At 64.6% G+C, this 25,147-nt stretch carries 25 protein-coding genes and 3 tRNA genes; 17 read left to right on the forward strand and 11 right to left on the reverse strand.

Going from position 1 to position 25,147, the window contains the following annotated elements:
* Positions 1-108, reverse strand: a 108-nt coding sequence (locus ACK4SV_RS10415; protein WP_409917833.1) for a GTP-binding protein, incomplete at its 3' end; no start/stop codon positions are given.
* Positions 109-327: 219 nt separating this feature from the next.
* On the opposite strand from ACK4SV_RS10415, the gene ACK4SV_RS10420 reads away from it, so the two are divergent.
* The 4 genes from ACK4SV_RS10420 (at position 328) to ACK4SV_RS10435 (ending at position 3,294) form a co-directional block, all read left to right on the forward strand.
* Positions 328-1,878 carry a glucose-6-phosphate isomerase gene (locus ACK4SV_RS10420; protein WP_409917764.1) on the forward strand — a complete coding sequence of 517 codons (1,551 nt, stop codon included), beginning with the start codon at positions 328-330 and terminating at the stop codon, positions 1,876-1,878.
* 4 nt (positions 1,879-1,882) lie between these two features.
* A complete protein-coding gene (locus ACK4SV_RS10425) occupies positions 1,883-2,932 on the forward strand; it encodes a ribonuclease E/G (protein ID WP_409917765.1) in 1,050 nt (349 codons plus the stop codon).
* Positions 2,929-3,162 carry a DNA gyrase inhibitor YacG gene (locus ACK4SV_RS10430; protein WP_409917766.1) on the forward strand — a complete coding sequence of 78 codons (234 nt, stop codon included), beginning with the start codon at positions 2,929-2,931 and terminating at the stop codon, positions 3,160-3,162. Before ACK4SV_RS10425 ends, ACK4SV_RS10430 begins: the two co-directional genes overlap by 4 nt.
* Positions 3,163-3,219: 57 nt before the next feature.
* A tRNA-Phe gene (locus ACK4SV_RS10435) sits at positions 3,220-3,294 on the forward strand.
* Positions 3,295-3,371: 77 nt separating this feature from the next.
* Here ACK4SV_RS10435 and ACK4SV_RS10440 read toward each other — a convergent pair.
* The gene (locus tag ACK4SV_RS10440) at positions 3,372-3,641 is read right to left on the reverse strand and encodes a hypothetical protein (protein ID WP_409917767.1); all 270 of its coding nucleotides are present in this window, start codon (positions 3,639-3,641) and stop codon (positions 3,372-3,374) included.
* Between the two features lie 132 nt (positions 3,642-3,773).
* Positions 3,774-4,976 (reverse strand): GGDEF domain-containing protein, encoded by a 1,203-nt coding sequence (locus tag ACK4SV_RS10445; RefSeq protein WP_409917768.1) that lies wholly within the window; start codon positions 4,974-4,976, stop codon positions 3,774-3,776.
* A gap of 356 nt (positions 4,977-5,332) precedes the next feature.
* On the opposite strand from ACK4SV_RS10445, the gene ACK4SV_RS10450 reads away from it, so the two are divergent.
* Positions 5,333-5,905 (forward strand): N-acetyltransferase family protein, encoded by a 573-nt coding sequence (locus tag ACK4SV_RS10450; protein ID WP_409917834.1) that lies wholly within the window; start codon positions 5,333-5,335, stop codon positions 5,903-5,905.
* Between the two features lie 29 nt (positions 5,906-5,934).
* Here the strand turns inward: ACK4SV_RS10450 and ACK4SV_RS10455 are convergent.
* Positions 5,935-6,010, reverse strand: a tRNA-Asn gene (locus ACK4SV_RS10455).
* Between the two features lie 284 nt (positions 6,011-6,294).
* A tRNA-Cys gene (locus tag ACK4SV_RS10460) sits at positions 6,295-6,368 on the reverse strand.
* Between the two features lie 153 nt (positions 6,369-6,521).
* Between ACK4SV_RS10460 and ACK4SV_RS10465 the strand changes: the two genes are divergently transcribed.
* The 8 genes from ACK4SV_RS10465 to ACK4SV_RS10500 all read left to right on the forward strand — a co-directional run bounded on the left by ACK4SV_RS10465 (position 6,522) and on the right by ACK4SV_RS10500 (position 16,590).
* The gene (locus tag ACK4SV_RS10465) at positions 6,522-7,175 is read left to right on the forward strand and encodes a protein-L-isoaspartate O-methyltransferase family protein (RefSeq protein ID WP_409917769.1); all 654 of its coding nucleotides are present in this window, start codon (positions 6,522-6,524) and stop codon (positions 7,173-7,175) included.
* A 102-nt stretch (positions 7,176-7,277) separates the two neighbouring features.
* Complete coding sequence (locus tag ACK4SV_RS10470) at positions 7,278-8,558, forward strand: TolC family outer membrane protein (protein ID WP_409917770.1); 1,281 nt, start codon at positions 7,278-7,280, stop codon at positions 8,556-8,558.
* Positions 8,559-8,659: 101 nt separating this feature from the next.
* A complete protein-coding gene (locus ACK4SV_RS10475) occupies positions 8,660-9,262 on the forward strand; it encodes a DUF2497 domain-containing protein (RefSeq protein ID WP_409917771.1) in 603 nt (200 codons plus the stop codon).
* Positions 9,263-9,350: 88 nt separating this feature from the next.
* A complete protein-coding gene (locus tag ACK4SV_RS10480) occupies positions 9,351-12,200 on the forward strand; it encodes a valine--tRNA ligase (protein WP_409917772.1) in 2,850 nt (949 codons plus the stop codon).
* 47 nt (positions 12,201-12,247) lie between these two features.
* Entirely contained in the window at positions 12,248-13,222 is a 975-nt protein-coding gene (locus ACK4SV_RS10485; RefSeq protein ID WP_409917773.1) for an isoaspartyl peptidase/L-asparaginase family protein, read from the forward strand.
* A gap of 60 nt (positions 13,223-13,282) precedes the next feature.
* On the forward strand, positions 13,283-15,010 hold the full coding sequence (gene ilvD, locus ACK4SV_RS10490; RefSeq protein ID WP_409917774.1) for a dihydroxy-acid dehydratase: 1,728 nt from the start codon (positions 13,283-13,285) through the stop codon (positions 15,008-15,010).
* Positions 15,011-15,110: 100 nt separating this feature from the next.
* Positions 15,111-16,115 carry a DUF3137 domain-containing protein gene (locus ACK4SV_RS10495; protein ID WP_409917775.1) on the forward strand — a complete coding sequence of 335 codons (1,005 nt, stop codon included), beginning with the start codon at positions 15,111-15,113 and terminating at the stop codon, positions 16,113-16,115.
* 91 nt (positions 16,116-16,206) lie between these two features.
* Positions 16,207-16,590, forward strand: coding sequence for a hypothetical protein (locus ACK4SV_RS10500; protein ID WP_409917776.1), 384 nt, complete (start codon positions 16,207-16,209; stop codon positions 16,588-16,590).
* An 8-nt stretch (positions 16,591-16,598) separates the two neighbouring features.
* Here ACK4SV_RS10500 and ACK4SV_RS10505 read toward each other — a convergent pair whose 3' ends face one another.
* From ACK4SV_RS10505 to ACK4SV_RS10515, 3 genes are all read right to left on the reverse strand, one after another.
* Positions 16,599-18,578: an alkyl/aryl-sulfatase gene (locus ACK4SV_RS10505; protein ID WP_409917777.1), complete on the reverse strand. Its 1,980-nt coding sequence runs from the start codon at positions 18,576-18,578 to the stop codon at positions 16,599-16,601.
* Between the two features lie 82 nt (positions 18,579-18,660).
* Complete coding sequence (locus tag ACK4SV_RS10510; RefSeq protein WP_409917778.1) at positions 18,661-19,455, reverse strand: metallophosphoesterase family protein; 795 nt, start codon at positions 19,453-19,455, stop codon at positions 18,661-18,663.
* Positions 19,452-20,303, reverse strand: coding sequence for a diacylglycerol/lipid kinase family protein (locus tag ACK4SV_RS10515; protein WP_409917779.1), 852 nt, complete (start codon positions 20,301-20,303; stop codon positions 19,452-19,454). The genes ACK4SV_RS10510 and ACK4SV_RS10515 overlap by 4 nt, the downstream gene beginning before the upstream one ends.
* Before the next feature lie 151 nt (positions 20,304-20,454).
* Between ACK4SV_RS10515 and ACK4SV_RS10520 the strand changes: the two genes are divergently transcribed.
* Positions 20,455-20,613 carry an entericidin A/B family lipoprotein gene (locus ACK4SV_RS10520; protein WP_409917780.1) on the forward strand — a complete coding sequence of 53 codons (159 nt, stop codon included), beginning with the start codon at positions 20,455-20,457 and terminating at the stop codon, positions 20,611-20,613.
* A gap of 62 nt (positions 20,614-20,675) precedes the next feature.
* Here ACK4SV_RS10520 and ACK4SV_RS10525 read toward each other — a convergent pair whose 3' ends face one another.
* Genes ACK4SV_RS10525 through ACK4SV_RS10535 form a run of 3 tightly spaced genes read right to left on the reverse strand, consistent with a single transcriptional unit; the run spans position 20,676 to position 23,178 of the window.
* Positions 20,676-22,370 carry a sensor histidine kinase gene (locus ACK4SV_RS10525; protein ID WP_409917781.1) on the reverse strand — a complete coding sequence of 565 codons (1,695 nt, stop codon included), beginning with the start codon at positions 22,368-22,370 and terminating at the stop codon, positions 20,676-20,678.
* On the reverse strand, positions 22,367-22,972 hold the full coding sequence (locus tag ACK4SV_RS10530) for a sigma-70 family RNA polymerase sigma factor (protein ID WP_409917782.1): 606 nt from the start codon (positions 22,970-22,972) through the stop codon (positions 22,367-22,369). The genes ACK4SV_RS10525 and ACK4SV_RS10530 overlap by 4 nt, the downstream gene beginning before the upstream one ends.
* Entirely contained in the window at positions 22,969-23,178 is a 210-nt protein-coding gene (locus tag ACK4SV_RS10535) for a NepR family anti-sigma factor (RefSeq protein ID WP_409917783.1), read from the reverse strand. Before ACK4SV_RS10535 ends, ACK4SV_RS10530 begins: the two co-directional genes overlap by 4 nt.
* Before the next feature lie 190 nt (positions 23,179-23,368).
* Here ACK4SV_RS10535 and ACK4SV_RS10540 point away from each other — a divergent pair, with 190 nt between their 5' ends.
* From ACK4SV_RS10540 to ACK4SV_RS10550, 3 genes are all read left to right on the forward strand, one after another.
* Complete coding sequence (locus tag ACK4SV_RS10540) at positions 23,369-24,160, forward strand: response regulator (protein ID WP_409917784.1); 792 nt, start codon at positions 23,369-23,371, stop codon at positions 24,158-24,160.
* A 100-nt stretch (positions 24,161-24,260) separates the two neighbouring features.
* Positions 24,261-24,614: a glycine zipper domain-containing protein gene (locus tag ACK4SV_RS10545; RefSeq protein ID WP_409917785.1), complete on the forward strand. Its 354-nt coding sequence runs from the start codon at positions 24,261-24,263 to the stop codon at positions 24,612-24,614.
* A gap of 3 nt (positions 24,615-24,617) precedes the next feature.
* Positions 24,618-25,052, forward strand: coding sequence for a hypothetical protein (locus ACK4SV_RS10550; RefSeq protein ID WP_409917786.1), 435 nt, complete (start codon positions 24,618-24,620; stop codon positions 25,050-25,052).
* The last annotated feature ends 95 nt before the right edge of the window (positions 25,053-25,147 follow it).

Genomic DNA, 25,147 nt, shown 5'->3' on the forward strand with positions numbered 1-25,147 from the left:
CAGCGTCATCGTGATCGCCGCCGTCAGCGTCGTCTTGCCATGGTCAACGTGGCCGATCGTGCCAATGTTCACGTGCGGCTTGTTCCGCTCAAACTTTGCCTTGCCCATCGGGCCTCTCCTTGTATCGGGTTCGCGTCCGGCCCGCCGGACTGGTTGTACCTAAAAGCATTCTCCGGCCCGCAGGCCATCAAGTCGCGCGTCATACCCATGTGCGCGGGCGGTTTCAAGCGCCGTTCTGCCGGGCCTTTCCCGCTCAATGCAGCCCTTGCGCCCTCCGCTACGGCAACCCATAAGACGCGCGCCCGTGATACCGGAAAGGGGACTTCCATGCGCGCTGCGCTCGCCGACCATGCCAGAAGACTTGATGATCAGCCGCTCAAGGCCCTCGCCGCCCCCCGCGCGGGGATCGCCCCGCTGGAAGCCGCCGGCTGGCGGATCAGCCTCGCCCGGCAACCTCTGGACGATGCCGCCGAGGCTGCGCTCGCAGAATTCGGGGCAGCAGCCGGCCTCGAACAGGCCGCCTCAGACCTGTTCGGCGCCGCCGTCGTGAACCCGTCGGAGAACCGGCCCGCCCTGCATTGGGCGCTGCGGGCCCCGGAGGCGCTGCAAGGCGAAGCCGAAACCGTGCGCCAGAGCGTCCTGCCGGCGCTTGATTTTGCCCGGCGTCTGCGTGCCGGAGAGGTGAAGACCGCGCGCGGCGAACCCTTCCGCGCGGTCCTGCATATCGGCATCGGGGGCTCGGATTTCGGGCCGCGCCTGATTGCCGACGCGTTCGAGGACCATGCTGATCCGGGCCTCGCCCTGCGCTTTGCGGCGAATGTCGACCCCTTTGACCTCGACCGGGCCATGGCGGGCCTGGACCCGGCCTCCACCCTGGTCATCGGGGTGTCGAAATCCTTCGGCACCGAAGAGACGCTTTACAACCTCGCCCGGGCCCGCACCTGGCTCGAAGCCGCGCTCGGCGACGCCGCAAGCCTGCATCTCGCGCTCGTCACCGCCAATCCCGGCAAAGCCCGCGACTGGCTCGGGGGCCGCGAGGCGCACCTGTTCGACATGCCGCTGTCGGTCGGCGGGCGGTTCTCGCTCTGGTCGGCGGCCTCGCTCGCGTGCATGATCCATATCGGAGCGGACGCCTTCCGTCAGATTCTCGACGGGGCGCACGCCATGGACACCCATGTCCGGACCGCGCCGCTGGCATCGAACGCGGCCATGCGCCTCGCCCTGCTGGACTATTGGAACACGTCCGTGCGCGGAAAACCCATGCGCGTACTGCTGGCCTATGCCAACCGGCTGCGCCTGTTGCCGGCCTATCTGCAGCAGCTCGAGATGGAATCGAACGGCAAGTCGGTGAACTCCGCCGGTGAGAGCGTGCCGCCGCCGACCGCGCCGGCCCTCTGGGGCGGCGAAGGGTCTGTTGGCCAGCATTCCTATCACCAGTGGCTGCATCAGGGCTCGCAGGATGTGCCGTGCGAATTCATCCTCGCGCCCGACCGGTCCCGCGATGCAGAGGGCGTGGCAACCCTGACGGCCCATGCCCTGGCTCAGGCCGAAGTGCTGGCAAATGGCCGGTCTCTCGCCGAAGTGCTGGCAGAGGAGCCGGGTGTCGATCCGGCAGTCGCCGCGCAGAAAGTCCATGCCGGCGGGCGGCCCTCCAGCCTGCTCAGCCATGACGCGTTCGGGCCGGCGGCGTTCGGTGCCCTCGTCGCGCTGTATGAGCACCGCACCTATTTCGCCGGTAAGCTCTGGGGCCTCAACCCGTTCGACCAGTGGGGCGTTGAGCGCGGCAAGACCATGGCCGGACGCATCAAGGCGGTGCTGACCAATCCGGAGGCCGCCGCCGACCCTGCGACCGCCGCGCTGATCCGGCAGGTTCGCTAACCCTATGCCCGTTGCCCGGATCCTGCGCGAACAGGCGATCGGGCAAACCCGATGGGTCGCGCTGGATACCGGCGGCCGCCCGGCTGCGCTCTATCTGGAGCGTGAGACGAACCCTGACCGCCTCGGCGCACGTTTTGAGGCGCGCGTTGCCGCGAAAGATACAGGCGCCGGCGGCTGTTTCGTTGAACTTGAGGGCGCGGGGCAGGCTTTCCTGCGGACATCTGCCCGGACGCCGGACCTGAACGAAGGCCAGCTGGTCACCGTCCGGATTGCGGCTGAGGCGCGGGAGGAGAAGCTCGCCCGCGCAGAGCTGGCTGATCCTGGCGCAGCCGGGGCGCCGGCTGGCGGCGCGGCCTGGCGCCTGCTGCTGGCGGGCGGAGCGGACGCGCCGGTCGAGGATGTCCCGCCCGGCGATCCTGTTGTCGGGGAGGCGTTTGAGGATGCCATGGTCCCCGACGTCACGCTGCCCGGCGGCGGGCGCCTGCGCCTGGACCGCACGCGTGCGCTGACGGCGGCAGACATAGACACAAGCGGCCGCAACAGCCGGGGAACGGCGGCGGCGCGCGCGCTGTCGGTGAACCGGGGTGCAGCAGCAGACCTCGCGCGCCAATGCCTCCTGCGCGGTCTCGGCGGCCTGATTGTGCTGGACTGCGTGGCACCGGTCACACGCGGCAGCGGAGCAGACGTGCGCCAGGCGTTCCTGGATACCTGGAGCGCCCTGTCCCTCCTGCCGCCCCGGGCGTTGCCTCCGTCTGCCCTGGGCCTGATGGAAGTTTCATTGCCCTGGCGGCAGACCCCGCTGACGGACCACATGGCGACAGCCAACGGGCCGCCTCTTCCTGAGGCACTGGCGCTGGAGGGACTTCGCCTGCTGGAACACACGGCGGCGCAGGCGCGGCTGGGGCGGCTGACGCTGGGCTTGCCGGAGGCATCCTATCGCTGGCTCGCGGCGAGCGGCATTGGCGCCGAACAGCGCCTTGCCGAGAAATATGGGGCCCGGCTGTCGATCCGGGTTCACGCGAAGCCCGCTCCCGAGGTATGGCCGGAACCATGAGCAAACCCGTCCCTCCCGAACAGAAACGCCCGCGCTGCGCGCGCTGCCGCAAACAGCCCGTCCTCGCCGAATACCGCCCTTTCTGCTCGAGGCGCTGCGCCGATGCCGATCTGGGCCACTGGCTGACCGGCAGCTATGTGATCGCAGGCAGCAAGGCTGCAGAAGAAGACGGCGACCCCGGCCCGGCTGCGCCGGAGGACGGCGCAGAGGACGATGCAGACACCCGCTGAAATCGTCATGGACAAGCCTGCGCGGCTTCGTTAAGTACCCGCTTCCCCGAACGGCCCGCCCGGGTAGCTCAGGGGTAGAGCAGCGGATTGAAAATCCGCGTGTCGGTGGTTCGATTCCGCCCCCGGGCACCATTTCCAGCGGCAGGCAACTCTGCTGCTCTTCTCCCGTGTTCCGCTGGCGTTTTCCGCAGGAAACTCCTGCGCGCCGCTCAGGCTGCGAAAGCGTGTTTGCGGCGAACCTGGTTCAGGATCTCTTCCTCGGTGCCGCAGAGCTTGTAGACCCCGATAAGCTGCACTTCGTCGCCATGCGCTTCGTCTGCGGCAATCTCAAGTTCGAGGGCGGCATCATCCTCGCAGAAGTCGCAGAAATCGACATTGTCGACCATGTCGGAGAAGACGAGGAGCCACTTTGCCCGGCGCTCGATGCCCGACCGGACCCAGCCGCGGAATTCCTCTGACACATCCGAAAAATCGCTCATTTTGCCGCCCTTCCTACACAAGCCCCGAACTGTGTTCTTTGTATGTTCCTTTGCGCTTGCGGTCAACTGTTCCTTACCAAATCGTTGAAAAAACATGCCGGGCGAACCCGCTGCCTGCCCTCCGGGGACCGCTCAGGCCGTGAGCAGGTCACGTCCGGATTCTGCATCCCCGTTCAATGCGGGGACAAAGACCTGCATTTGGTCGCGCCCGGCGCGCTTGGCGCTGTAGAGGGCTTTGTCGGCCTCGCTCAGCAGCTCGTAAAGGTCGGCATTGCCGTCCGGGCTCCGGCTGATCCCGATGCTGACCGTGGCCGTAAGGCCGCTCGGCAACCCCGCCCCTTCCAGCATACCGAAACAAGTCCGCAGCTTGTGGGCAAACAGGCGCGCGCTGGCGAGATCCGTTTCCGGCAGCAGCACGGCAAACTCTTCCCCGCCGACCCGGCCCGCTACGGCGCCTTCTTCCGTCAGTTCGAGCAGGCGTTTGCCGAACAGGGCGATGACGCGGTCGCCCACGCCGTGCCCCCAGGTGTCGTTGATGGCCTTGAAGTGGTCGAGGTCGGCAACCAGCAGGCAGACGGGCCGCCTGTCGGCTGCGCAGCGGTCCAGCTCCCGGTTGGCCGCCTCCTCGAAGCCGCGGCGATTGCGCAGGCCGGACAGGCGGTCAAGGTTCGCCTCGCGCCGCAGCTCGGCGTGCAGGTCGACAGCGTTGGCAACGATCAGGTTCAGCGCAAACATGACTGACAGCATCGCCTGGCTGAAGATCACGGTGGCGCCATAGAAGCTCAGCGTGCCGGCGCTGTAGCCCCCGAAGCCACCCATGAAGTGTACGATAGCGATGGGCCGCCCGAAATAATTGATGGCTGTCAGAACGGCGACGGACAGGATCAGCCAGTCAATCAACTGCTTCCCGCGTACCTCAATCAACTGGACAGCAAGCAGCAGGGAAATCGCACCAAGGGCTGCGTTCACGATGCCGATTCGCACACCCACATCGGGCGCGATGAGCAGGAACCAGATCACCCCCGCCATCGGCACAGCGACCAGCGCGGCATAGACATTTACAGGCACAGCCAGATTCCGGCGCATCAGGATGGCCGCCGCCACGAGCGTTGCGCTTGTCAGGAAGAGAAGGTTCGCAACAAACCGCTCGCCCCCCAGCGGCAGCGGCGGAAAGACATCCAGGAAGAGCGAGCCAAGCCCCATGCCGCCAAACGCCGCTGCCGCCACAAGCAGGTAGGCCTGCTCGCGCTGCTTCATCCACAGCAGGAGAAATGTCACAGCCAGGAGCGTGCCGAGCGCTGGATTCAACAAGGCGATAACCAGCTGGGCGTCCAACGGCGCGGCTCCTTCAACAGGAGGGCGGGTTTAGGTTGGGTAAGCCAACATCCCGTTGACCCGATCCGTAAAATTTCAACGGCGCCTGCGCGGCACGGGGTACGGGCGAGCGCACTGCGCCGGGCCACTCCGCCTGAATTCAGGCAATCCCCGCTCCGTTTCCTCACATTACGTGAACGCCATAATGGAATTCCGGAATTTCAGCGCTTGTGCCCGGAAATCACGTTCCGGCGCATTTTCCTGCTCAAAAAGCAGAAATGGCGCCTCAACCTTGCCCTTACGGGACGCGCCCCTGTTGCCCTGATGCCACACATCGCGGCCAGACTGGAGGCATCATGCAATCCGCTGGAGCCGTCATGGGACATGCGCTGAAAACAACCCCTCTTCCCAAAGCAGATGAGAATATCGTCCGCATTCGGGATGCCGATAGCGCCGACATGGCGGCTGTGCAGGCAATCTACGCCCATTTCGTCCGGAACACCGTGTCGACCTTTGAGGAGATCACGCCATCGACCGGCGAAATGCTGGTGCGGCGGGACGCTGTGCTGGCGCATGGCCTGCCCTGGCTGGTCGCCGAGGCGGACGGACAGGTTGTGGGTTATGCCTGCGCGAGCCCTTACCGGCCCGGCCCCGCCTATCAGTTCACTGCCGAGACCTCAGTTTACGTCTCGGAGGGTTTCGGAGGACAGGGCATCGGCTCGGAACTGCTGGGCGAGCTTGTGCGCCGGTGCGAGGCGGGCCGCTGGCGGCAGATGGTGGCCATCATCGGCAGCAGCCGCAACGAGGCCTGCATCCGGCTGCATCGCAACCATGGCTTTGCCAGCGTGGGAACCTTCAAGGCGGTCGGCTACAAATTCGGCCAATGGGTCGATACGGTACTGATGCAGCGCGCCATCGGCGAAGGCGAATGGTCCAGCCCGGGGCTGTGACCCGCAAGAACCCGAATTTTTGAAAGAAGTGGCTCCGCGAGCAGGACTCGAACCTGCGACCGGGCGATTAACAGTCGCCTGCTCTACCAACTGAGCTATCGCGGAACAGCCGGAGACGGGGGAATAGCCACAGCGCCCGGCCGGTTCAAGAGGCAAATAGCGGCTTCTGCAGAAAATCGAGCGGCAGCGGGCGCCGCCTGCCCCAGACAGAAAAATGGCGGGAGACGAGCTCCCGCCAAGGCGTTGGGTGATGGTGGGTGTCTCCAAGAGAAGACAGTGGCAGGCTCGCCCGAATTGGTTAATCCAGCGTAAACAGGTTCAGATAATCTGGAACTGGCCGATTAACCGGCCGGGTTCGCTGAACAATGCAGCCCAACGATGAAGGTGATTGGAGGCCCCACCCGGAATCGAACCGGGGTGCACGGATTTGCAATCCGCTGCGTCACCACTCCGCCATAGGGCCTCGGAGAGCGCCTCCCTAGCAGCGCTCCGCGCGCCGCACAATGAGGCTTTCGCTGCATCATCGCGCGCGCGCCTGGCACTGCCGACATTGCGCCCGGCACAAGCCATGATAGAGGGTCGCTTGAAACTCCGATTCAGCAGCGCAGGCCCCGACATGGATTTCGATCTCGCCCGTGAAATCATGGTGGACAGCCAGATCCGCCCCGACGACGTCACCGAACCCCGGATTGTCTCGGCCTTCCTGAAGACGCCGCGGGAAGAGTTTGTGCCGAATGCCCGGCGCAGCGTCGCCTATTCCGAAATGGAAATCCGCACCTCTGATGGCCGGTCCCTCTGGACGCCTCGCGATACCGCAAAACTGATCAAGGCGGCCGCCGTAAAACCGGCCGACATCGTGCTCGTGATCGGCGCCGGCGCTGGCTATGAGGCGGCGCTGCTGAGCCATCTTGCCGACACTGTCATCGCCCTGGACGAGTCAGCGGCGCTGACGGAAGCGATGGCGCAGCGGTTCGCGGCCCTCGGCCTGGACCGGATCGCACCGGTGGAAGGCTCGCTGGCAGAGGGCCTGCCGGAACAGGCCCCGTTTGATGTCATCTATGTCTGCGGCATGATTGAAACCGTGCCCGATGCCTGGGGAGAGCAACTCGCCGAAGGCGGGCGGCTTGTCGCCGTCGTTTCGCAGGCCGGAGCCCTCGGTCGCGGCAAGGTGTTCACCCGCGCCGGCAACACGCTGTCCTCGCGGGATGTGTTTGACGCCTGCCCGCCGCGCTTTGCCGAGTTCGACCGCAAGCCGAGCTTCACCTTCTGAACTGCGGCGCAACGCTGCGGCACCAGAAAATAGTGAACAGTGTTCACTGGCCGGAAACTTCGTCCTATATACTCGGTCTTCGGGTTATTCAGGACATCTCCCATGCGCAAGTTCAGCCCGCGTCTTCTGATCGGGACCTGCATTCTTGCCCTCGGTTTCGCACCGGCCTCTGCCGGCGAGACCCTGGGCGAGGCCATCGCCTCCGCCTTCGCCACCAATCCGCAGCTTGAAATCGAGCGCTACCGCACTGAAATTGCACGGGAAAACCTCAATTTCGCTCGCTCGCAAGGCCGTCCCACGGTGACCCTCTCCGCCAGTGGCGGCTATGAATACATCGAGACGACCAATCCGTTCGCCTTTGGCCTCGGCGACCGCCCCATCGCGTCGGCCCAGATCCAGGCTGTGCAGCCGCTCTATGCCGGCGGCCGGATCGCCTCGGGCATCCGCCAGGCAGAAGCGGGCATCGATTCGGCGGATCTGACATTTGTTGCGGCCCGGCAGGACCTGACCCTTCAGGTGGTCACAGCCTATGTTGATGTCCGCCGCGACCGTGAAGCCGTTACGATCCGCCGCAACAATGTCGATGTCAGCGCAGAACAGGTGCGCGCGGCAGAGGACCGGTTCGATGTCGGCGTGGTAACCCGTACCGATGTCGCCCTCGCCCGCGCCCGGTTTGAAGGCGCGCAGGCGGCGCTCGCTGGCGCGGAAGCCGCGCTGCGGGCGAGCGAGGCAAATTACCAGCTGCTGACGGGCCTGGCGCCGGGCGATCTCGCCCCACCCCCGCCGGTGCCGCCCCTGCCGGCAAGCGTCGACGACGCCATCAGGGAGGCCCTGACCGGGAACCCGGACATTGCTGCGGCGAGGCAGGATCTTCGCGCGGCAACCGCTGCCATTGATACAGCCCGAGCTGATGGCCGCCCCCAGGTGAACCTGATCGGCACCGCCGCTGTGCAGGAAACCTTCGGAGACATGTCCCAGCGCGACACCAGCGTTTCGGCGCTGGCCCAGGCCCGCATCCCCATCGTCACAGGCGGCGCCGTCCGCGCGCAGGTCGATGCAGCAAAGCTGCGCCGGGCGCAGGCGCAGCGCGTGATCGACAGCCTCGAAACCCGCATTCGCGCGCAGGTCACGCAGGCCTGGTTCGCCTATGATGCCGCCGGCCGGTCAATCGAGGCCTCCCGCAGGCAGGTGGAAGCGGCCGAGATCGCCTATGAAGGCGCCAAGGAGGAACTCTCCGTCGGTGTGCGCTCCACGCTGGATGTGCTGGACCAGGAGCAGCAGCTGTTTGATGCCCGCCTCGCACTGATCAGCGCCGAACGGGACGCCTATGTCGCTGCCCACAACCTTCTGCGGGCCACCGGCGGCCTCGGCAATATCGGCTGAAACCGCACACCTGCCGCTGTTAACAATGTCAAACGCTTGTTAACCCGGAAGGCCTACTGGTGTTATCAGAGTTGAAATGATTCCATCAGCGAGGGGCTGGGATGGCAAACGAAGCACACAAAGAACCGACGATGGAGGAAATCCTCGCATCGATCCGGAAGATCATCGCAGACGATACCCCGCCGGCGAGCCCAGCTTCGGCCGCGAGGGAAGAGACTGCCTCGCCTGCCGCCAAAGACCTCGTCTTCGAGAATGACTCCGATATCGGCATGTTCGAAGGCGACCTGGAGCCGGCCACCGCCGCCCACGAGGAACTGATCTCCGGCCCGGAATTCAGCTTCGAGGAAATGCTGGGCGCGCCGCGCGCTGCCGAAGTGCCTCCGCGTGCTGAACCGCCGGTTCAGCTTGCCACCCCCTCGATCCGTAAGCCCACCTCGCAGAAATCAGCTCCGGAGACGCCCATGCCCGCCAGCCCGCGCCAGATTCACGCCCCGCTGACCGACGAGCAGACCGCCGATGCCGCCGCCGGCGCGCTCGGCAAGCTGATCTCCCGCATGGACATCGGCAGCGACAACACGCTCGAAGGCCTTGTCCGGGAGCTGGTGAAGCCGATGATCAAGGAATGGCTCGATGCCAACCTCGCCCGCATCGTCGAGGAAAAGGTAGAAGCAGAAGTCGAACGCATTGCGCGCATGGTGCGCTAGCCTCTCTTCCCAAACTTGGTATAGGGAACGGCGCGCCTCAACAGGCGCGCTTTTCTTTTGTGCTTTCAGCCGGATGGCTTGACCCGACATGCTTGATCAGAGATTTGACCCCGCCGAAGCCGAACCGCGCCTCTACAAGGCCTGGGAAGAGGCCGGATGTTTCCGCCCCTCGGGCGACACCAGCGCGGCCGCCTATTCCATCGTCATTCCGCCGCCGAACGTCACCGGCGTGCTGCATATGGGCCATGCGCTGAACAACACCCTGCAGGACCTGCTGATCCGGTTTGAGCGGATGCGCGGCAAGAACGTGCTGTGGCAGCCCGGCACAGACCATGCCGGCATTGCCACGCAGATGGTGGTCGAGCGCCAGCTGGCGCAGGAAGGCAACCTGGATCGCCGCGCCATGGGCCGGGACGCTTTTGTCGAGCGCGTCTGGCAGTGGAAGGAACAATCGGGCGGCGCCATTACCGGTCAGCTGAAGCGCCTCGGCGCATCGTGTGACTGGGAGGCCGAGCGCTTCACCATGGATGAAGGCCTGTCGAAGGCCGTCACCAAGGTGTTCGTGGAGCTCTATCGCAAGGGACTCATCTACCGCGACAAGCGCCTCGTGAACTGGGACCCGCATTTCCAGACGGCGATCTCCGACCTTGAGGTCGAGCAGAAGGAAGTGGACGGCCATTACTGGCACCTGCGCTATCCGCTGGCCGATGGCGTGACCTATGAGCATCCGCTGAAGGATGAGGATGGCAATCCGACCGTTACCGAAACGCGGAATTACATCGTCGTGGCCACCTCGCGGCCAGAAACGATGCTGGGCGATACCGGCGTGGCTGTGCACCCCGACGATCCGCGCTATGCCTCGCTGATCGGCAAGTTCGTGGAGCTGCCGATCGTCGGGCGGCGCGTGCCCATTGTTGCCGATGAGTATGCAGACCCGGAGAAAGGCTCCGGCGCGGTGAAGATCACGCCGGCGCATGACTTCAACGACTTTGAAGTCGGCAAACGCGCGGGCCTCAAGGCGCTGAATATCCTGAATGCCGTTGCGCAGATCGTGAGCGGTGACGAGGCGGACGCCGCAGGGATTCCCGACGCATTCAGAGGGCTCGACCGGTTCAAGGCGCGGGAGATGGTTGTCGCGCATTTCGAAGAGGGCGGCCTGATCGAGCGCATCGAGAACCTGCAGATCGAACAGCCCTTCGGCGACCGGTCCGGCGTCGTGATCGAGCCGTGGCTGACGGATCAATGGTACGTTGATGCGGAAACGCTGGCAAAGCCGGCGCGCGCCGCTGTAGAGCGGGGCGAGACCCGCTTCGTGCCAGAGAACTGGACGAAGACCTATTATAACTGGCTCGACACGATCCAGCCCTGGTGCGTTTCGCGGCAGCTGTGGTGGGGGCACCGGATTCCGGCATGGTATGGGCCCACTATTGAAGACCTTGCAAACCTGTCTACTGTTCCAATTGAGGCACCGAAAGTCTTCGTTGCGCACAATGAAAACGACGTGATCGTTGCTGCGAAAGCCTACTACGGCAACAACGTCAGCATCGATTTTGAAATTGAAGGCCCGCAAGAGGGCAAGTCTGTCTTTAACAATGATGGGAAAGTGGTGCATGTCCGTCTCCGACAAGATTCTGACGTCCTCGACACCTGGTTCTCCTCCGCGCTGTGGCCCTTCTCCACGCAGGGCTGGCCGGAAGAAACCGAGCGCCTGAAAACCTATTATCCGACCACAACGTTGGTTACCGCCTTTGACATCATCTTCTTCTGGGTCGCCCGGATGATGATGATGGGGCTGGAATTCACCGGGAAAGCTCCGTTCAGGGACGTCTACATCCACGCCCTCGTCCTCGACGAGAAGGGGCAGAAGATGTCGAAGTCCAAGGGCAATGCTATGGACCCGCTGGAACTGGTGGATGAGTACGGCGCCGATGCGCTGCGCTTCACCATGGCGGCGATGGCCGCGCAGGGCCGCAACGTCCGTCTCTCGAAACAGCGTGTGGAAGGCTACCGGAACTTCGCAACCAAGCTCTGGAACGCCGCGCGTTTTGCGGAGATGAACGAATGCGGCGCCCCGGCGGCGATTGACCGGGAACGGATCGAACGGCCAGTGAATCTCTGGATCCTGTCGGAGCTGGATGCCTGCATCGCGGAAGTCACACGCGGCATCGAAGAGTACCGCTTCAACGAGGCGGCGGGCGCGCTCTACCGGTTCATCTGGAACACGCTGTGCGACTGGTATCTTGAACTCATCAAGCCCCTGCTCGCCGGCATGGATGATGCCGCCAAAACCGAAACGCGCGAAGTCTGCGGCCATGTGATTGATGAGAGCCTGAAGCTGCTGCACCCGTTCATGCCTTTCGTGACTGAGGAATTGTGGGAACGCCGCGCCCCCGGCCGCGCAGAGCGCGAAGGATTCCTGATGTTGCAGACCTGGCCGGTTGCCTCCGGCGCGCGCAATACTGCGGCGTCGGATGAAATCAACTGGCTGATTGATCTGATCACTGAAATCCGTTCCCTGAGGAACGACCTTGGCGTGCCCGCAGGGGCAAAAGTCCCGCTCGCCATTGTTCATCCGTCTGCCGAGGATGTTCGCAGGACCGATGCACATGAGGAAATCCTGAGGCGCATGGCCCGGGTGGACACAGTCTCGATGCCTGCAGAGCTCCCGAAAGGGTCTGTGTCCGCGATTGTCGGCTCAACCCTCGCGGCGCTCAGCATCGCCGACCTGATTGATGTGGCCGAGGCGCGCAAACGGCTCGACAAGGAAATCGCGACACTGGAGAAAGACATCACGGCCACCGAGCGCAAACTCGCCAATGCGGATTTCGTCGCCCGCGCGCCGGAAGAAATCGTAGAGGAGAATCGCGAACGGCTGCGCGACTGGGGCGCCCGCCGCGAAAAGCTTTCCGCAGCCCGCAGCAGCCTGGAGGGTGTATGATGTTCAAGGGATTTCGGATTTTCTGTCTCGCTGCCGGGAGTGTCGTGATGTCTGCCTGTGCAAGCGTTTCCGGCGCCGCTGAACCCGCTCCGGCGGCGGCACCAGCCCAGACACCAGAATGGCGCCTCGTCATCCATGGCGGCGCCGGTGTGATTGTCCGTGGGCAGATGACGGAAGAAGCGGAAGCCGCCTATCGCGCCGCCCTCCTCGCCTCGCTCGAAGCTGGCGCAGAGATCCTCCGCGCCGGCGGCAGCGCGCTTGATGCGGTCGAGGCGGCTGTGATCGTCATGGAGGACGACCCGCTGTTCAATGCCGGCCATGGCGCTGTGTTCACAGCCGCCGGCACCCATGAACTCGACGCCTCGATCATGGAAGGCAGCCAGCGGGATGCAGGCTCTGTCGCGGGCGTCATGCGCGTGAAAAACCCGATCCGCGCCGCGCGCGCCGTGATGGAGCAATCCGAACATGTGATGTTTGCCGGGCCCGGCGCGGATGCCTTTGCCGAGGCGCAGGGCCTCGACATGGTCGATAATACCTACTTCAACACCGATCGCCGCCGGCAGGCGCTGGAGCGTGTCCTCGAGGAGCGCGCCCGCACAGCGGCAGACCGGCACGGCACAGTCGGCGCCGTCGCCCTTGACGTGAACGGCAATCTCGCCGCCGCCACCACGACCGGCGGGATGACTGCGAAGGCCGCCGGCCGGGTCGGCGATGCGCCGCTCATCGGCGCCGCGACCTATGCGGAGAACGGCGTCTGCGCCGTCTCGGCCACCGGGCATGGCGAGTATTTCATTCGCGTCGGCGTCGCCAAGACGATCTGCGACCGGGTGAAACTCGCCGGGGAGAGCCTCGAACAGGCGGCCACCACCGCCCTTGATGAAGTCGCAGCCCTCGGCGGCGATGGGGGCGTGATCGTCTTGGGCGCGGGCGGCGCCTATAGCTTCGTCTTTAACTCCGAAGGCATGTATCGCGGCGAAATCAGCCAGTCCGGGGCAAGCACTGCCATTTACCGCGACGAATAACGCCCTTTCCGGCAAGGAAATTGCGCGCTACGGCATCTGCGAACACCAAAGGATAACGCCATGTCCAAGACCTGGGACAAATCAAAACTGCCCTCTCGGCACGTCACCGAAGGCCCGGAGCGGGCGCCGCACCGCAGCTATTATTATGCGATGGGCCTCTCCACCAAGGACATCAAGAAGCCTTTCGTCGGCGTCGCCTCCTGCTGGAATGAAGCCGCGCCCTGCAACACCGCGCTGATGCGCCAGGCGCATGCAGCGTCTGAAGGCGTGAAACAGGCCGATGGCACGCCGCGCGAATTCTGCACCATCACCGTCACCGATGGCATCGCGATGGGGCATGAGGGCATGCGCTCCTCGCTCGTCAGCCGGGAAGTGATCGCTGACTCGGTGGAGTTGACCATGCGCGGTCATGGCTATGACGCGCTCGTCGGCATCGCCGGGTGCGACAAGTCCCTGCCCGGCATGATGATGGCGATGCTGCGCCTCAACGTTCCCAGCGTGTTCCTCTATGGCGGCTCGATCATGCCAGGCACGTTCGAGGGGCGGGACGTGACCGTGCTGGACGTGTTCGAGGCGGTTGGCGCCCATGCGGCAGGATCGAACGACATGACCAGCGCGAAGCTGGAAGCGCTGGAAAAGGTCGCCTGCCCCGGCGATGGCGCGTGCGGCGGCCAGTTCACCGCAAACACGATGGCCTGCGTCTCGGAAGCCATCGGGCTTGCCCTGCCGCTCTCCTCCGCCCTGCCCGCTCCGTATACGGACCGGGATGGCTATGCGGTCGCCTCCGGCAAGGCGGTCATGACCCTGATCGAGAAGAACCTCCGCCCGCGCGATATCTGCACGCGCGAAGCCTTCGAGAATGCCGCGATTGTCGTGGCCGCGACCGGCGGGTCAACCAATGCCGCGCTGCACCTGCCGGCGATGGCCCATGAATGCGGCGTGAAGTTTGATCTCGCCGATGTGGCGGAGATCTTCAAGAAGACGCCCTATCTCGCCGACCTGAAACCCGGCGGCAATTATGTCGCCAAGGATTTCGGAGAGGCAGGCGGCGTGCCCATGCTGATGAAGACGCTGCATGAGGCGGGCCTCATCCATGGTGACTGCCTTACGGTCACCGGCGAGACCTGGGCGGAATACCTTGAAGGCATCCAGTGGAATCCGGACCAGAAGGTCATCCGGCCAGCCACCAACCCCATCACCCCCACCGGCGGTGTGGTCGGCCTATGGGGCTCGCTCGCGCCTGATGGCGCGATCGTGAAAGTGGCGGGCATGAAGAATCTCAAATTCTCCGGCCCCGCCCGCGTCTTCGATGGCGAGGAAGCCTGCTTCCAGGCCGTGACCAATCGCGACTACAAGGCGGGCGATGTGCTGGTGATCCGCTATGAAGGCCCGAAAGGTGGCCCCGGGATGCGCGAAATGCTGTCGACCACCGCCGCCATTTATGGCCAGGGCATGGGCGACAGCGTGGCGCTGATCACCGATGGCCGCTTCTCCGGCGCAACGCGCGGCTTCTGTGTCGGCCATGTCGGCCCGGAGGCGCAGGATGGCGGGCCGATTGCGCTCCTGCGTGACGGCGACATCATCACCATCGACGCGGAAGCCGGCACGATCGATGTGCGCCTGACACCGGCAGAGATCGCTGACCGCAAGCGGGAATGGGCGCCGCGGGTGACGATGTATGGCTCCGGCGCGCTGCAGAAGTTTGCAAAGCTCGTGGGCCCTGCGCATGAAGGCGCCGTCACCCATCCGGGCTTCGCTGGCGAGCGGCACGTCTACGCCGATATCTGAGGCGCGTGCTCAGCCCTTTCAGCCGGCGGCAACACCTCTTAAGCTGCCCGCAGCAGGGCCTTAGGCCCAATGCGGGAACGCCGAGTGCGGGAGCGTGATGATGACAGACACTTCGCCGGCTTCGGCATCCGACCTGAAGGCCGCGATCTCGCACCTGCCGGAGGAGTTCCACAGCTTCGCGGACCTCTTCGAGGACCAGATCCGGCCAGCCCTGCAGGAGCGCGAGGCGGACCGGATTGTGGCGCAGAAACGGGCAATCCAGTGCCGCTGGGCAGCCGGGGCTGTCGTCGCGGCCGGTGTCGTGGGATGGATATTCTTCCAGGAGTTCTGGATTGCAGGCGTCGCGGGGTTCCTTGCGTTCATCCTCGTCGCGGGGGGTGAATACGGGCTCAACCAGATCGGCAAGGAAGCCAAGGGGCTCATCGTTGTGCCGATTGCCGAGTCGTTGGGCGCGCGTTTCACGATCTCGCCCGGCAAGGTCGCCTCGATCGACAAGCACCGCGAACTGGGCGTCGTTCCGCGCTGGGACCGGGACAAGTATGAAGACCTGCTGACCGGTCAGCGCCGCGGCGTCGATTTCGAACTGTTCGAAGCCCATCTCGAAGAGCGCCGCACGACCCGCGATTCGCGCGGCAACACGCGCACAACCTGGGTCACCGTGTTTCGCGGCCAGTGCCTGCGGCTCGACTTTCACAAGACCTTCTATGGCCGCACGCTCGTGACCCGCGATGCCGGTTTCTTCAACCGTTTCAGCGCCCCCCGGGGGATGCAGCGCGCCGGGCTCGAAGACCCTGTGTTCGAGAAGATTTTCGAAGTCTACACCACCGACCAGGTCGAAAGCCGTTACCTGCTGACGCCCGACCTGATGCAGCGCCTCGTCGACCTCGAGAAGACCTTCAAGGGCGGCAAGCTGAAAGCCTGTTTCGATGGCGGGGAGGTCTTCATCACCGTCGAAGGCGGCAACCTGTTCGAGCCCGGCTCAATGTTCCGTCCCCTCGACAGCTCCGACCGGATCCGGGAGCTGCTGGAAGACTTCCATGCTGTCTTCACGCTGATCGATGAAGTGACGGCCGGTCGCATCCGGGTGGAGGAAAACCACCCCTGAGTGGTCCCAATCAGGGCGATTCCGGGGCAGAGATGTTCAGCCCCGCTTCACCTCCCCTGCGCTACCTCCACACCTGAAAATGGGAGTGACCATGACACATCTGCGCATCCTCGCCCTTGCCGCTGCCTTGCTTGCGGGGCCCGTTGCCGCCGCACAGGCGAACGGCGCGCAGGATGCCGCGCTGTGCCGGACGATGTCGGCCACGCTCGCCCCGCGACAGGCAGAGATCAGGGCGCTGACCTCTGACCGGGACGCGGCCGCCACTGCGGCCGAGGATCTCGGCGATGTCTGGGAAGAGGCAGAGACGCACCGGCTGGTCTCCGCCGCACGGGCCCGCGAGGCCGATGCCGCCCGCACCGCCTATGACGAGGCGCGCCAGCTGCTGGCCCGCCGCGAACTGGCGCTGCAATCCGCCGTGCGCCAATACAATACCGATATCGAGGCGTTCAACGCCCGCTGCACGCGCCAGCGCTGAACGCCGCCTCAGGGCGTGACAATCGGGAACGGCGCAGCCGGCGCCGCCGCATCCAGCGCGTCCAGGAACGCGGCCGCCGCCTCGCGGTCGCCCTCTATCGACAGAAGCCCGCTTTCCGCAAGCGCCTCCGCAGACTGGCCCGCAAACAGCATACCAAGGAAAGCCGGGCGAGGCAGGCTGATACTGGCCGCCGGCGGGCGGGTAATGCCTTCCTCATGCACAAGGACAGCGTTCCGCAGGCTGACAGTTCGTGTCTCACCCCGGTCCGGGAAATGAAAGACGAGAGCGACGTCCAGCCCCTTCGCCTTTTCCGGATCGACCCGCACCGCGAGCATGTCGAACACCTGCTCGGTGGTGATCGCTGCGATCATGTCCGGCGACATCGTGCTGCGCCCGCCGGGCTGCGGCGTCTCCCGCGCTTCGGCCGCGCCGGTCAGGTACATGTTGCGCCAGAGCGAGCCCTCCGCCTGATACCCCATCTGCTCGAACGACCGGGCGAGCAATTCCCGCGCCGCCTCATTCGCCGGATCTGCAAAGACGATATGGCTCGCAACCTGCGCCGACCAGCGATAGTCGCCCTCGTCATACGCCGTTGACGCTGTGCGCAGGGCCGCTGCGGCCCCGCCCATCGCGGAGACATACCGCCGCGCTGACTCCTCCGGCGGCCACGGATTCAGGTTCACCGGATTGCCATCATACCAGCCGAGATAGCGCTGATAGACGGCCTTCGCATTATGGGACATCGTGCCGTAATAGCCGCGATTGTACCACTTGCCCGCCAGCGCTTCCGGCAGTGCAATGACCTCGGCGATTTCCGGCGCTGTGTAGCCCTGGTTCATCAGCCGCACTGACTGGTCATGCAGGTATTTGTAGGCGTCGCGGTGGAAGGACATGAATTCGGTGATCTCTTCCTGTCCCCAGCGCGGCCAGCCATGCGAGACGAACATCACATCCGTGCGGTCCGCATACAGACGGATCGATTCGGTCAGGTAATCCGCCCAGATCTTGGCATCACGCACCAGTGCGCCGCGCGGCGGCAATATATTGTGCATCGTCGCATTGGCATTCTCCGCAAGGCAGAGCGCCCTGAATTGCGGCAGGTAGAAGTTCATCTCCGCCGGCGCCTCGGCGCCGGGCGTCATCTGGAACTCGAACACGATGCCATCAATCGTCATCGTCTCGCCGGTGCGCGAGACGATATGTGTCGGCGCGATCAGGCTCAGCGTTCCAGCCGGAATGCCCGTGCCGATCCCTGCGCCGGCCTGCCCCAGCGGGCCGGGCTGCAGGCCGGTGCCAAACTGATAGTTCGCCCGGCGGCTCATCGCAGGCCCGGCGATCAGGTTCTCGCTTACCGCATGTTCCATGAACCCTTCCGGAGCGATGATCTGGACCAGCCCCGCCTCGACATCGGCCGCATCCACAACGCCCTTCACCCCGCCGAAATGATCGGCATGGCTGTGGGTATAGATCACCGAATGGACCGGCTTCTCACCCAGATGTGTATAGGCGAGTTCCATCGCCGCTTCTGCCTGCTCGATCCCTGTCAGCGGATCGACCAGGATATAGCCCGTCTCCCCCGCGATGATCGTCATGACGGACACGTCGAAGCCGCGCACCTGCCAGATGCCGGGCACAACCTCATACAGGCCATGCCGCCGCATCAGCCCGATATGGCGCCAGAGCGACGGGTTGACCGTATCGGGCGCTGCGCCTTCTGCAAAATCAAAAGCCGAAAGGTCCAGCACGACCCGACCATCCGGCGCCCGGATCACGGGATCTTCCCGGGTTGCGAGGAAGCCCCGGTCTGCGAGGTCTGCTTCGCTCATGTCTTCCCAGGGCAAGCCTACGGCAAAGGCCTGATTGGCCGCGCGGGTCGCCTCCGTCGCGCCCGGCTGGGCGGGCAGGAGCGGCGCGGCTTCCTCGACCGTTGCGCAGCTTGCCGCCATGACGATGGCCGCAACTGCGCCCAGAATGATCCTGATAGTCACTTTCCCCTCCCTGGCGCGGATCATCCGCCGCGCATCTATTGGCGCAGAACGTGCCATAACGGAGGGAGCTTGCCAACGCTGGTCAGGATGCCTGCACCGGCGCGAGACCCGGCAATTCCCAGCTCTGCGATCCGGCAGGCGTAAACACGCCGCCGCTGAGTTGCAGCACCTCGAGCGAAACCCGGTCCTGCACAACCTTAATCAGGTTGAACGAGGCCGGCGAAGACCGGAGCCGGGACGAGAGTGTGCCCGCGCTGATCGCAACATAGGCGCCGCCCGGCTCCTCGATCCGCTCCGCATAAGGTGAATGGATATGCCCGGTGAGCAGCACCGAGACGCCGCTGGCGCCAAGCCGCTGGCTGGCACGGCTGCCGCGCCGGGTATCGACGCGCAGGGGCGTGCGCGACGGCGCCCGGAAAGGATGGTGGCAGGCCAGCATCCGCACAGCGCCGCCCGCCTGCGCATCATTGCCGATTGCAGCCTCAAGGTCTGCAAGGTTCACGCTGCCCTCGGCCCAGTTCGACCGGGCCTGCCAGCCCCGAGCAGTATTCAGCCCACGAACCATCAGCCGCTCGGACTCAATCGGCGCAGAAAACTCTCCCAGAAATCGGTCATAACGGCCAAAGGGATCGCGCGCGCGCGCACTCATGTCGAGCAGCGGTGTATCATGATTGCCGGGAACCGACAGGACCGGCCGCCCGAAGCTCTCGAGGTATTCGCGCGCCGCCTCGAACTCCGACCGCTTGCCCCGCTGTGTCAGGTCTCCGGCAACGACCACTGCATCAACATTGGCGGCGAGAATCACTTCACGCGCAAGTTCAGTGGCCAGACGATCTTCCCGGCCAAAATGCACGTCTGCCAGATGGGCGAGGATCACGCCGTGTCTCCGGACACAAGCACCAGCGCCGCGCGGGGCACATAGTCTATTTCCACCGGGCACGGAAGATCGCAGGGCTCTCCATCAATCGTCGCCGCCACGGTTTCGTCCGCATCCCGGCACAGGGAGATAGACTGTAATCCCTGAGCCAGGAAATCGGCGCCATTGCGCCAGCCCGTCAGCATCGCTTCAAACGCTGCAGCCGCAAGTTCCAGCCCATTCTCAGGTGCCATCGCGGCCACCTCAAAGCCCGGCTCTGGGCCGCTGATGGGCATCACAGCGGCAGCCGTCGCGCTGACGCCCCGGGGCGCTGCAACTGGCGCGGAAATTTCAAGTTCAGTGTCGAGCGCCAGTGCATCTTCGCGCGCCAGGATATTGATGGCTTCGAGCAGGTTGCCGCTGCGGATCGCTTCGCGAGAGCCGCCAAGATGCGTGAGCCGCCCGAACAAAGCGGCCACATAAAACCGCCTGCCGCCCGCATCTCCGGCGGGGATCCATTGCTGCGAGGGATTCCGCAACACGCTGTCCAACACGCGGCGCCAGTCGGTCTGGTCTGCGTGCAGCTTCCTCGGGAGAATGTTCATCGTGCCGCCCGGCAGTACGAGAACCGGCACCGGCATACCCTGCAGCCCGCAGAGCACAGCCGCGATGGTGCCATCACCGCCCCATATCAGGATCGCTTCGGTGTCTCCGGTAATCCGTTGGCGGAGCGCCTCCGGGCTTTCCGGCAGGTCCAGATGTACACTTTCCAGCGTATGGCCATGCGCCTGCAGTTCCGCCTCGAGCAGCTTTGCAGCCCCTTCGGGCACCGACCCTGCTGCCGGATTTATGATTGCGGTGAATTTCACGTTCGCACCTCCTCATAACTGAACGCGCTCGGCCAGCATCGGTTCCCGCAGGGTCCGCAGCATCACATCCGGATCAACACATCCGGACAAGGAACTTAACCAGCGCTCATGCATTCCACATCTATCCGCAACCGAAGAAGGATCAGGACCCATGAAACTCCGCACCACACTGCCGGCCCTCGCAATCGCCGCCTTTGTTCTGCCCGCGTGCAACACGGTCGAAGGCGTCGGCCGCGACGTCCAGGCTGCCGGATCGGCGGTTGAGGAAGTTGCCCGCGACACGGGCGAGGAACTGTCCGGCGGCAACTAAAGCCATCCGGTGTCTGAACGGGCCGCGCTGCTTGACCGCAGCGCGGCCTTTTCTTTTCCGCGTCAGACGGCTGATGTTTCCGGTTGCAACGGGAACTCCAGAAGCAGCACAATCTCCCCCGGATTGTCCGATATTTGCTGGACGCTGCCACCCAGCTGGCGCGCAAAAGCCCCGAGGAAGAAGCCGGGATCCGCGCTCGCTTCGGCTGTCGCGCCGCCAGCCTTGCAGGTCAGCGTCAGGCGCCCGGTCACCCCGTCCGGTCGCTCGAAACCAAGATGCAGGTCCCGGCTGTCCTCCTCCCCCGGCGAGCGGCAGAGCAGATTGAAGGCTTCGAGCACGAACATCGCCAGCGGCACGGCAAAGTCCGCCGGCAGTGGCACGGACTCCACTTCCGGGACGACATGCCGGACGCCTTCAAACCAGCCCTGCTGTTCATCAATCTGTGTGCAGATCGCATGGAACAGGTCGCCCGCGTCGACGGTTTCCAGATGAGCCTCGTCCAGCAGCGCATGGTGAACCGCCGCCATCATGCCGACCCTGTGGGCGGCAACCCGCAATGCGTCCTGGGTTTCCGGCAAGGCCTCGCCCCGTCCCTGCAGCTTCAGCATACTGAGCATGACCTGAAGGTTGTTCTTTACCCGGTGATGGGTTTCCCGAAACGCGCCGCGCATTCGCAAGAGGGCGCTCTGCAGCTCCGCCTCATTTGCCGTCACGCGCTGGGCCAGCTCATCAAAGGCTTCACCGAGATTCTGGAACTCACCGGATGCATGTGTCAGGTCCGGCGCAATTGGTGCGAGCTGACCTGAGCGGCGAAACTCCGAAATCCTGAGCCGGATGCGTTCCAGCCAGCGCAGCACCATGCTGTCAACAATCCAGCTCGCCGCCAGCAAGGCTGCGAGATAGACCAGCACCGGCACGACAAACGCCACGATCAGCTGAATGGATTGCGGGCGCGCCTGCACAGGAGAAACCGTCATCAGCCAGACACCCTCGGCCGAAAGCGGCTGCACCACGACATCCGCCGCACGTCCCGGCGACAGGGCAAGGCTCCTCGAGCGGCGCTCCATCACAGCCTCGGTCAGAAGCCAGTCCGGTGGCAGGCGCTCGATACTGTCGCTGCCGATCACAGACCCGTCTGCGAGGACAAAGTGGTGCATTGCCAGGCCAGCAGCCGGCGTCGGCGCAAATCGCTTCAAGAGGCCCTCAAGATCGACCGAAAAGGCCACCGAGCCTGCAAATGTCCCGTCTGGGTCAGACTGGCCGCGAAGCATGAAGAGGCGCGGTTCGCCGAGCGCCATTCCGGGTTGGTCACTGGCCTCGACGAAGTCCCGGCCCCTGCGCAATTGCGCATTCCAGTCGGCCGATGGCATTGGCTCACCAATCAGGTCTTCGCCAATCAGGTGGCAGGTCACAACGCCCTCCGCATCGAAGCGGATCACGTTCGACACCGGCAGTTCCAGCGCCTCAATCCTCTGCCCGATCAACGCACAGCCCGGCCGCAGATCGTCCTTCGCGATCAGCCGGAGGGTCAACCGGGCCTGACCCAAGAGGGATTCAATGCTTACGATCCGGTCGCCTGACAGATCGAGCAGCTCCTGGGATCTTTGGGCCCGTCCATCGGCCTGCTCGGCCATCACGCGCATCCCGCCCATCAACAGCAGCGGGCTGAGCGACAACGCCATCGCAAAGATCACCTGCCGCCGCAGGGTGGAGAGCACACCGCCGGCGGGGCGCGCCTCTGGGGACGAGACGCTCATCCCGCAGACCGGCTCAGCACATCAACCTGTTGCAGAATGTCATTGAAGGCCGCCTTGCCCGATTCAGCGGCGGGCCCGCCCCGGACGACGCCGATGGCTTCATCCCGCTCCAGCATCTCGGCCAGCGCCTTGCGCGCCCGGCTGACCCGGCTCTTGATCGTGCCGACCGCGCAGCCGACGATCTGGGCCGCCTCCTCATAGGGCATCCCGCCTGCCCCGACCAGGATGATCGCTTCGCGCTGGTCGCTCGGCAGATGATCGAGCGCATTGCGCAGCGCGACGAGTTCCATGCCCTTGGCCGGATCATCCGAGGCCACGAGGGATTTCTCGGCAACTTCGGGCGCAAGTTCGGTGGAGCGCCAGCTGCGGCGCTTCTCCGAATAGAAATTGTTGCGCAGGATGGTGAAGGTCCACGCCCGGAAGCTGGTATTGGCCATATAGCTTTCCCGCGCCCGCCAGGCGCTCAAAAGCGTGTCCTGAACCAGGTCATCGGCTGCGACGGCATCGTTCGTCAGGCTGCGCGCAAAGGCGCGCAGGTGCGGCACGATCTCGAGAAGGGCGGCCTTGAACTCCGGCACGCTCAGGGCTCCGGCGGCGCTCATGCATCACCTTCCGGCCGTGTCTTTCCTTCGTTGCGGGCCGCCTGCTCGGCCTGCTCAAGCAGTTGCAGGAACTCGTCAGGAACGGACTCCTGCACTACGCCGTCATACATCTCCCGCAGCCGCTCGCCGATCAGCCGGTTCCCCAAGCGGCGCTGGCGCTGGGCACCTTCGGGTGCCTTGCCATTCATTTTTCCGGGTTCACTCATCGCCTGACCTTAAACTTGATACATACTGCCTGCAGCCGCCAGCCTGAACGCCATTGGCCATATTCACGCCATAAACGCCTGCCCGTCTGTTTGGTTCCACGGCCAACTGCAGTCTGCAGAAATATTTCTGCAATCGTGAAACCAAGGCGCTCGCCAGACGTTGAACGCACAGATAACCCGGAGGTTCCTTATGTCACTCATCACGCAATATGGCCCGCACCTGCCCTTCCTGCGGCGCTATGCCCGCGCCCTCACGGGCACGCAGGCCAGCGGCGACGCCTACATCCGGGCGAGCCTCGAGGCCCTCGGGAAGGATCCGTCCCTGCTTTCGGAAAGCTCCTCACCGCGCGTGACACTCTACCGTTTCTTCCACGCGATTTGGGCAACAACCGGCGCGAAGCTCGAAGCAGCCGGCACCGCCGGCACCTTCCCGCCGGAAATGCGCCTCGCCGTGCTGACGCCGCTGCGCCGGCAGGCTTTCCTGCTGACCTCGCTGGAAGGCTTCAACCGCCCGGAAGCCTGCGAAATCCTCGGCGTCAGCATCAGCGAGCTCGAAACCCTGATTGATGAAGCCCATCAGGAAATCGAAAAGCAGCTGGCAACCAACGTCCTTATCATTGAAGACGAGCCGATCATCGCCGCTGACCTTGCAAACCTCGTTGAGGATCTCGGTCACACCTTCGCCGGCAATGCCGTCACACGCCGCCAGGCCGTCGACATGGCCCGCAAGATCAAGCCCGGCCTGATCCTGTGCGATGTGCAGCTTGCGGACAATTCCTCTGGGATCGACGCGGTGCAGGACATCCTGGCCGATTTTGACCTTCCGGTGATCTTCATCACGGCCTTCCCGGAACGCCTTCTGACCGGCGAGCGACCTGAGCCGACCTACCTCATCACAAAACCCTTCCAGGACGACACTGTGAAGGCCGCCATCAGCCAGGCCCTCTTCTTCCACGCAAAGACCGTGCACGAACCAAGTTGATTAATGGCGCGGGCTGGTCCGGTGATTGGCCAGGCTGCCTTCATGGAACCTTTTCGCGGTTGGCCCATTGGTAGGGCAGAAACCTCGAAAGGAGACAGTGATGGTAGCCACTCAGACCACTTCCCGGAAATCCGGCCGCGGCAACGGGCACGACAAGAAAGCTGTCGCCGCCCGCGCCGCCAAGGATGAACTGCAGACCGCCCAGGACGCCGCGACGACGTTTGTCTCGGCCCTGAAATCCTCAGCCGGCCACTTCGGCGATCACCTGACACGTGCCGCTGAAGAAAAAGCCAACAAGGCTCAGGAAGCTGCCAAGGCAGCCGCCGATGTTGCTGTCGAACGCGCGCAGTCTGTCCGTACCCGGATCGAAGATAAGGTCCGTGAAAAGCCTCTCACCGCGATTGGTGTGGCGGCGGGCGCGGGTGTCCTGCTCGCCCTGATCACCCGGCGGTAACGCATGATCACGGGGCTGAAGATGCGTGCCGGTCTTTTGATTGGCGGCACAATTTCCGGGCTGGCAGGCACCGGCCTGCTCGCCTACGCCGCGGCCTCCGCGCTCAGCCCCTGGCTGGGCACGGCGGGCGCGGCCGCTGCCGTTGGCCTGACCCTTGCGGGCGCCGCAGGCATCACCGCCTGGATGGCGCTGAAGCCTGCCGTCCCTGTGGACGATGAAATGGCGGGCCTCAGGGAGTCCCTCCTGTCCGCTCTTGCGCAGACACGGGATGATACAATCGACTCCCTTGCGCAACTGCCTGCGGAGGCCGTGAACCGCCTGCTGGACGAGCAGCCGATCCCCACCCTGATCGGGGTCGCTGTCGCGGCCTACACCGTTGCCCGTTCGCCGGTGACAGCCGCCGCCATGATCGACCGGCTCGTCGCCCGGGCAGGCTGACCTCAGACATCCGAAGCCGGCCTCACACCGGGCGCGTTATCGCCGCCCGCTTCGGCGCTTTGAGCTAATAGTACGTTTACGGAAGAACAAAAACT

Origin of the sequence: Hyphomonas sp. (genome assembly GCF_046313735.1) — a bacterium.
In the GTDB taxonomy this organism is placed as follows: domain Bacteria; phylum Pseudomonadota; class Alphaproteobacteria; order Caulobacterales; family Hyphomonadaceae; genus Hyphomonas.

Excerpts from the sequence above, each read along its gene's own strand:
- ACK4SV_RS10420 (WP_409917764.1), top strand. The coding sequence starts at position 328 with ATGCGCGCTGCGCTCGCCGACCATGCCAGAAGACTTGATGATCAGCCG.
- ACK4SV_RS10425 (WP_409917765.1), top strand. The coding sequence starts at position 1,883 with ATGCCCGTTGCCCGGATCCTGCGCGAACAGGCGATCGGGCAAACCCGA.
- ACK4SV_RS10430 (WP_409917766.1), top strand. The coding sequence starts at position 2,929 with ATGAGCAAACCCGTCCCTCCCGAACAGAAACGCCCGCGCTGCGCGCGC.
- ACK4SV_RS10440 (WP_409917767.1), bottom strand. The coding sequence starts at position 3,641 with ATGAGCGATTTTTCGGATGTGTCAGAGGAATTCCGCGGCTGGGTCCGG.
- ACK4SV_RS10450 (WP_409917834.1), top strand. The coding sequence starts at position 5,333 with ATGGGACATGCGCTGAAAACAACCCCTCTTCCCAAAGCAGATGAGAAT.
- ACK4SV_RS10465 (WP_409917769.1), top strand. The coding sequence starts at position 6,522 with ATGGATTTCGATCTCGCCCGTGAAATCATGGTGGACAGCCAGATCCGC.
- ACK4SV_RS10470 (WP_409917770.1), top strand. The coding sequence starts at position 7,278 with ATGCGCAAGTTCAGCCCGCGTCTTCTGATCGGGACCTGCATTCTTGCC.
- ACK4SV_RS10475 (WP_409917771.1), top strand. The coding sequence starts at position 8,660 with ATGGCAAACGAAGCACACAAAGAACCGACGATGGAGGAAATCCTCGCA.
- ACK4SV_RS10480 (WP_409917772.1), top strand. The coding sequence starts at position 9,351 with ATGCTTGATCAGAGATTTGACCCCGCCGAAGCCGAACCGCGCCTCTAC.
- ACK4SV_RS10485 (WP_409917773.1), top strand. The coding sequence starts at position 12,248 with ATGTCTGCCTGTGCAAGCGTTTCCGGCGCCGCTGAACCCGCTCCGGCG.
- ilvD (WP_409917774.1), top strand. The coding sequence starts at position 13,283 with ATGTCCAAGACCTGGGACAAATCAAAACTGCCCTCTCGGCACGTCACC.
- ACK4SV_RS10495 (WP_409917775.1), top strand. The coding sequence starts at position 15,111 with ATGACAGACACTTCGCCGGCTTCGGCATCCGACCTGAAGGCCGCGATC.
- ACK4SV_RS10500 (WP_409917776.1), top strand. The coding sequence starts at position 16,207 with ATGACACATCTGCGCATCCTCGCCCTTGCCGCTGCCTTGCTTGCGGGG.
- ACK4SV_RS10520 (WP_409917780.1), top strand. The coding sequence starts at position 20,455 with ATGAAACTCCGCACCACACTGCCGGCCCTCGCAATCGCCGCCTTTGTT.
- ACK4SV_RS10525 (WP_409917781.1), bottom strand. The coding sequence starts at position 22,370 with ATGAGCGTCTCGTCCCCAGAGGCGCGCCCCGCCGGCGGTGTGCTCTCC.
- ACK4SV_RS10530 (WP_409917782.1), bottom strand. The coding sequence starts at position 22,972 with ATGAGCGCCGCCGGAGCCCTGAGCGTGCCGGAGTTCAAGGCCGCCCTT.
- ACK4SV_RS10535 (WP_409917783.1), bottom strand. The coding sequence starts at position 23,178 with ATGAGTGAACCCGGAAAAATGAATGGCAAGGCACCCGAAGGTGCCCAG.
- ACK4SV_RS10540 (WP_409917784.1), top strand. The coding sequence starts at position 23,369 with ATGTCACTCATCACGCAATATGGCCCGCACCTGCCCTTCCTGCGGCGC.
- ACK4SV_RS10545 (WP_409917785.1), top strand. The coding sequence starts at position 24,261 with ATGGTAGCCACTCAGACCACTTCCCGGAAATCCGGCCGCGGCAACGGG.
- ACK4SV_RS10550 (WP_409917786.1), top strand. The coding sequence starts at position 24,618 with ATGATCACGGGGCTGAAGATGCGTGCCGGTCTTTTGATTGGCGGCACA.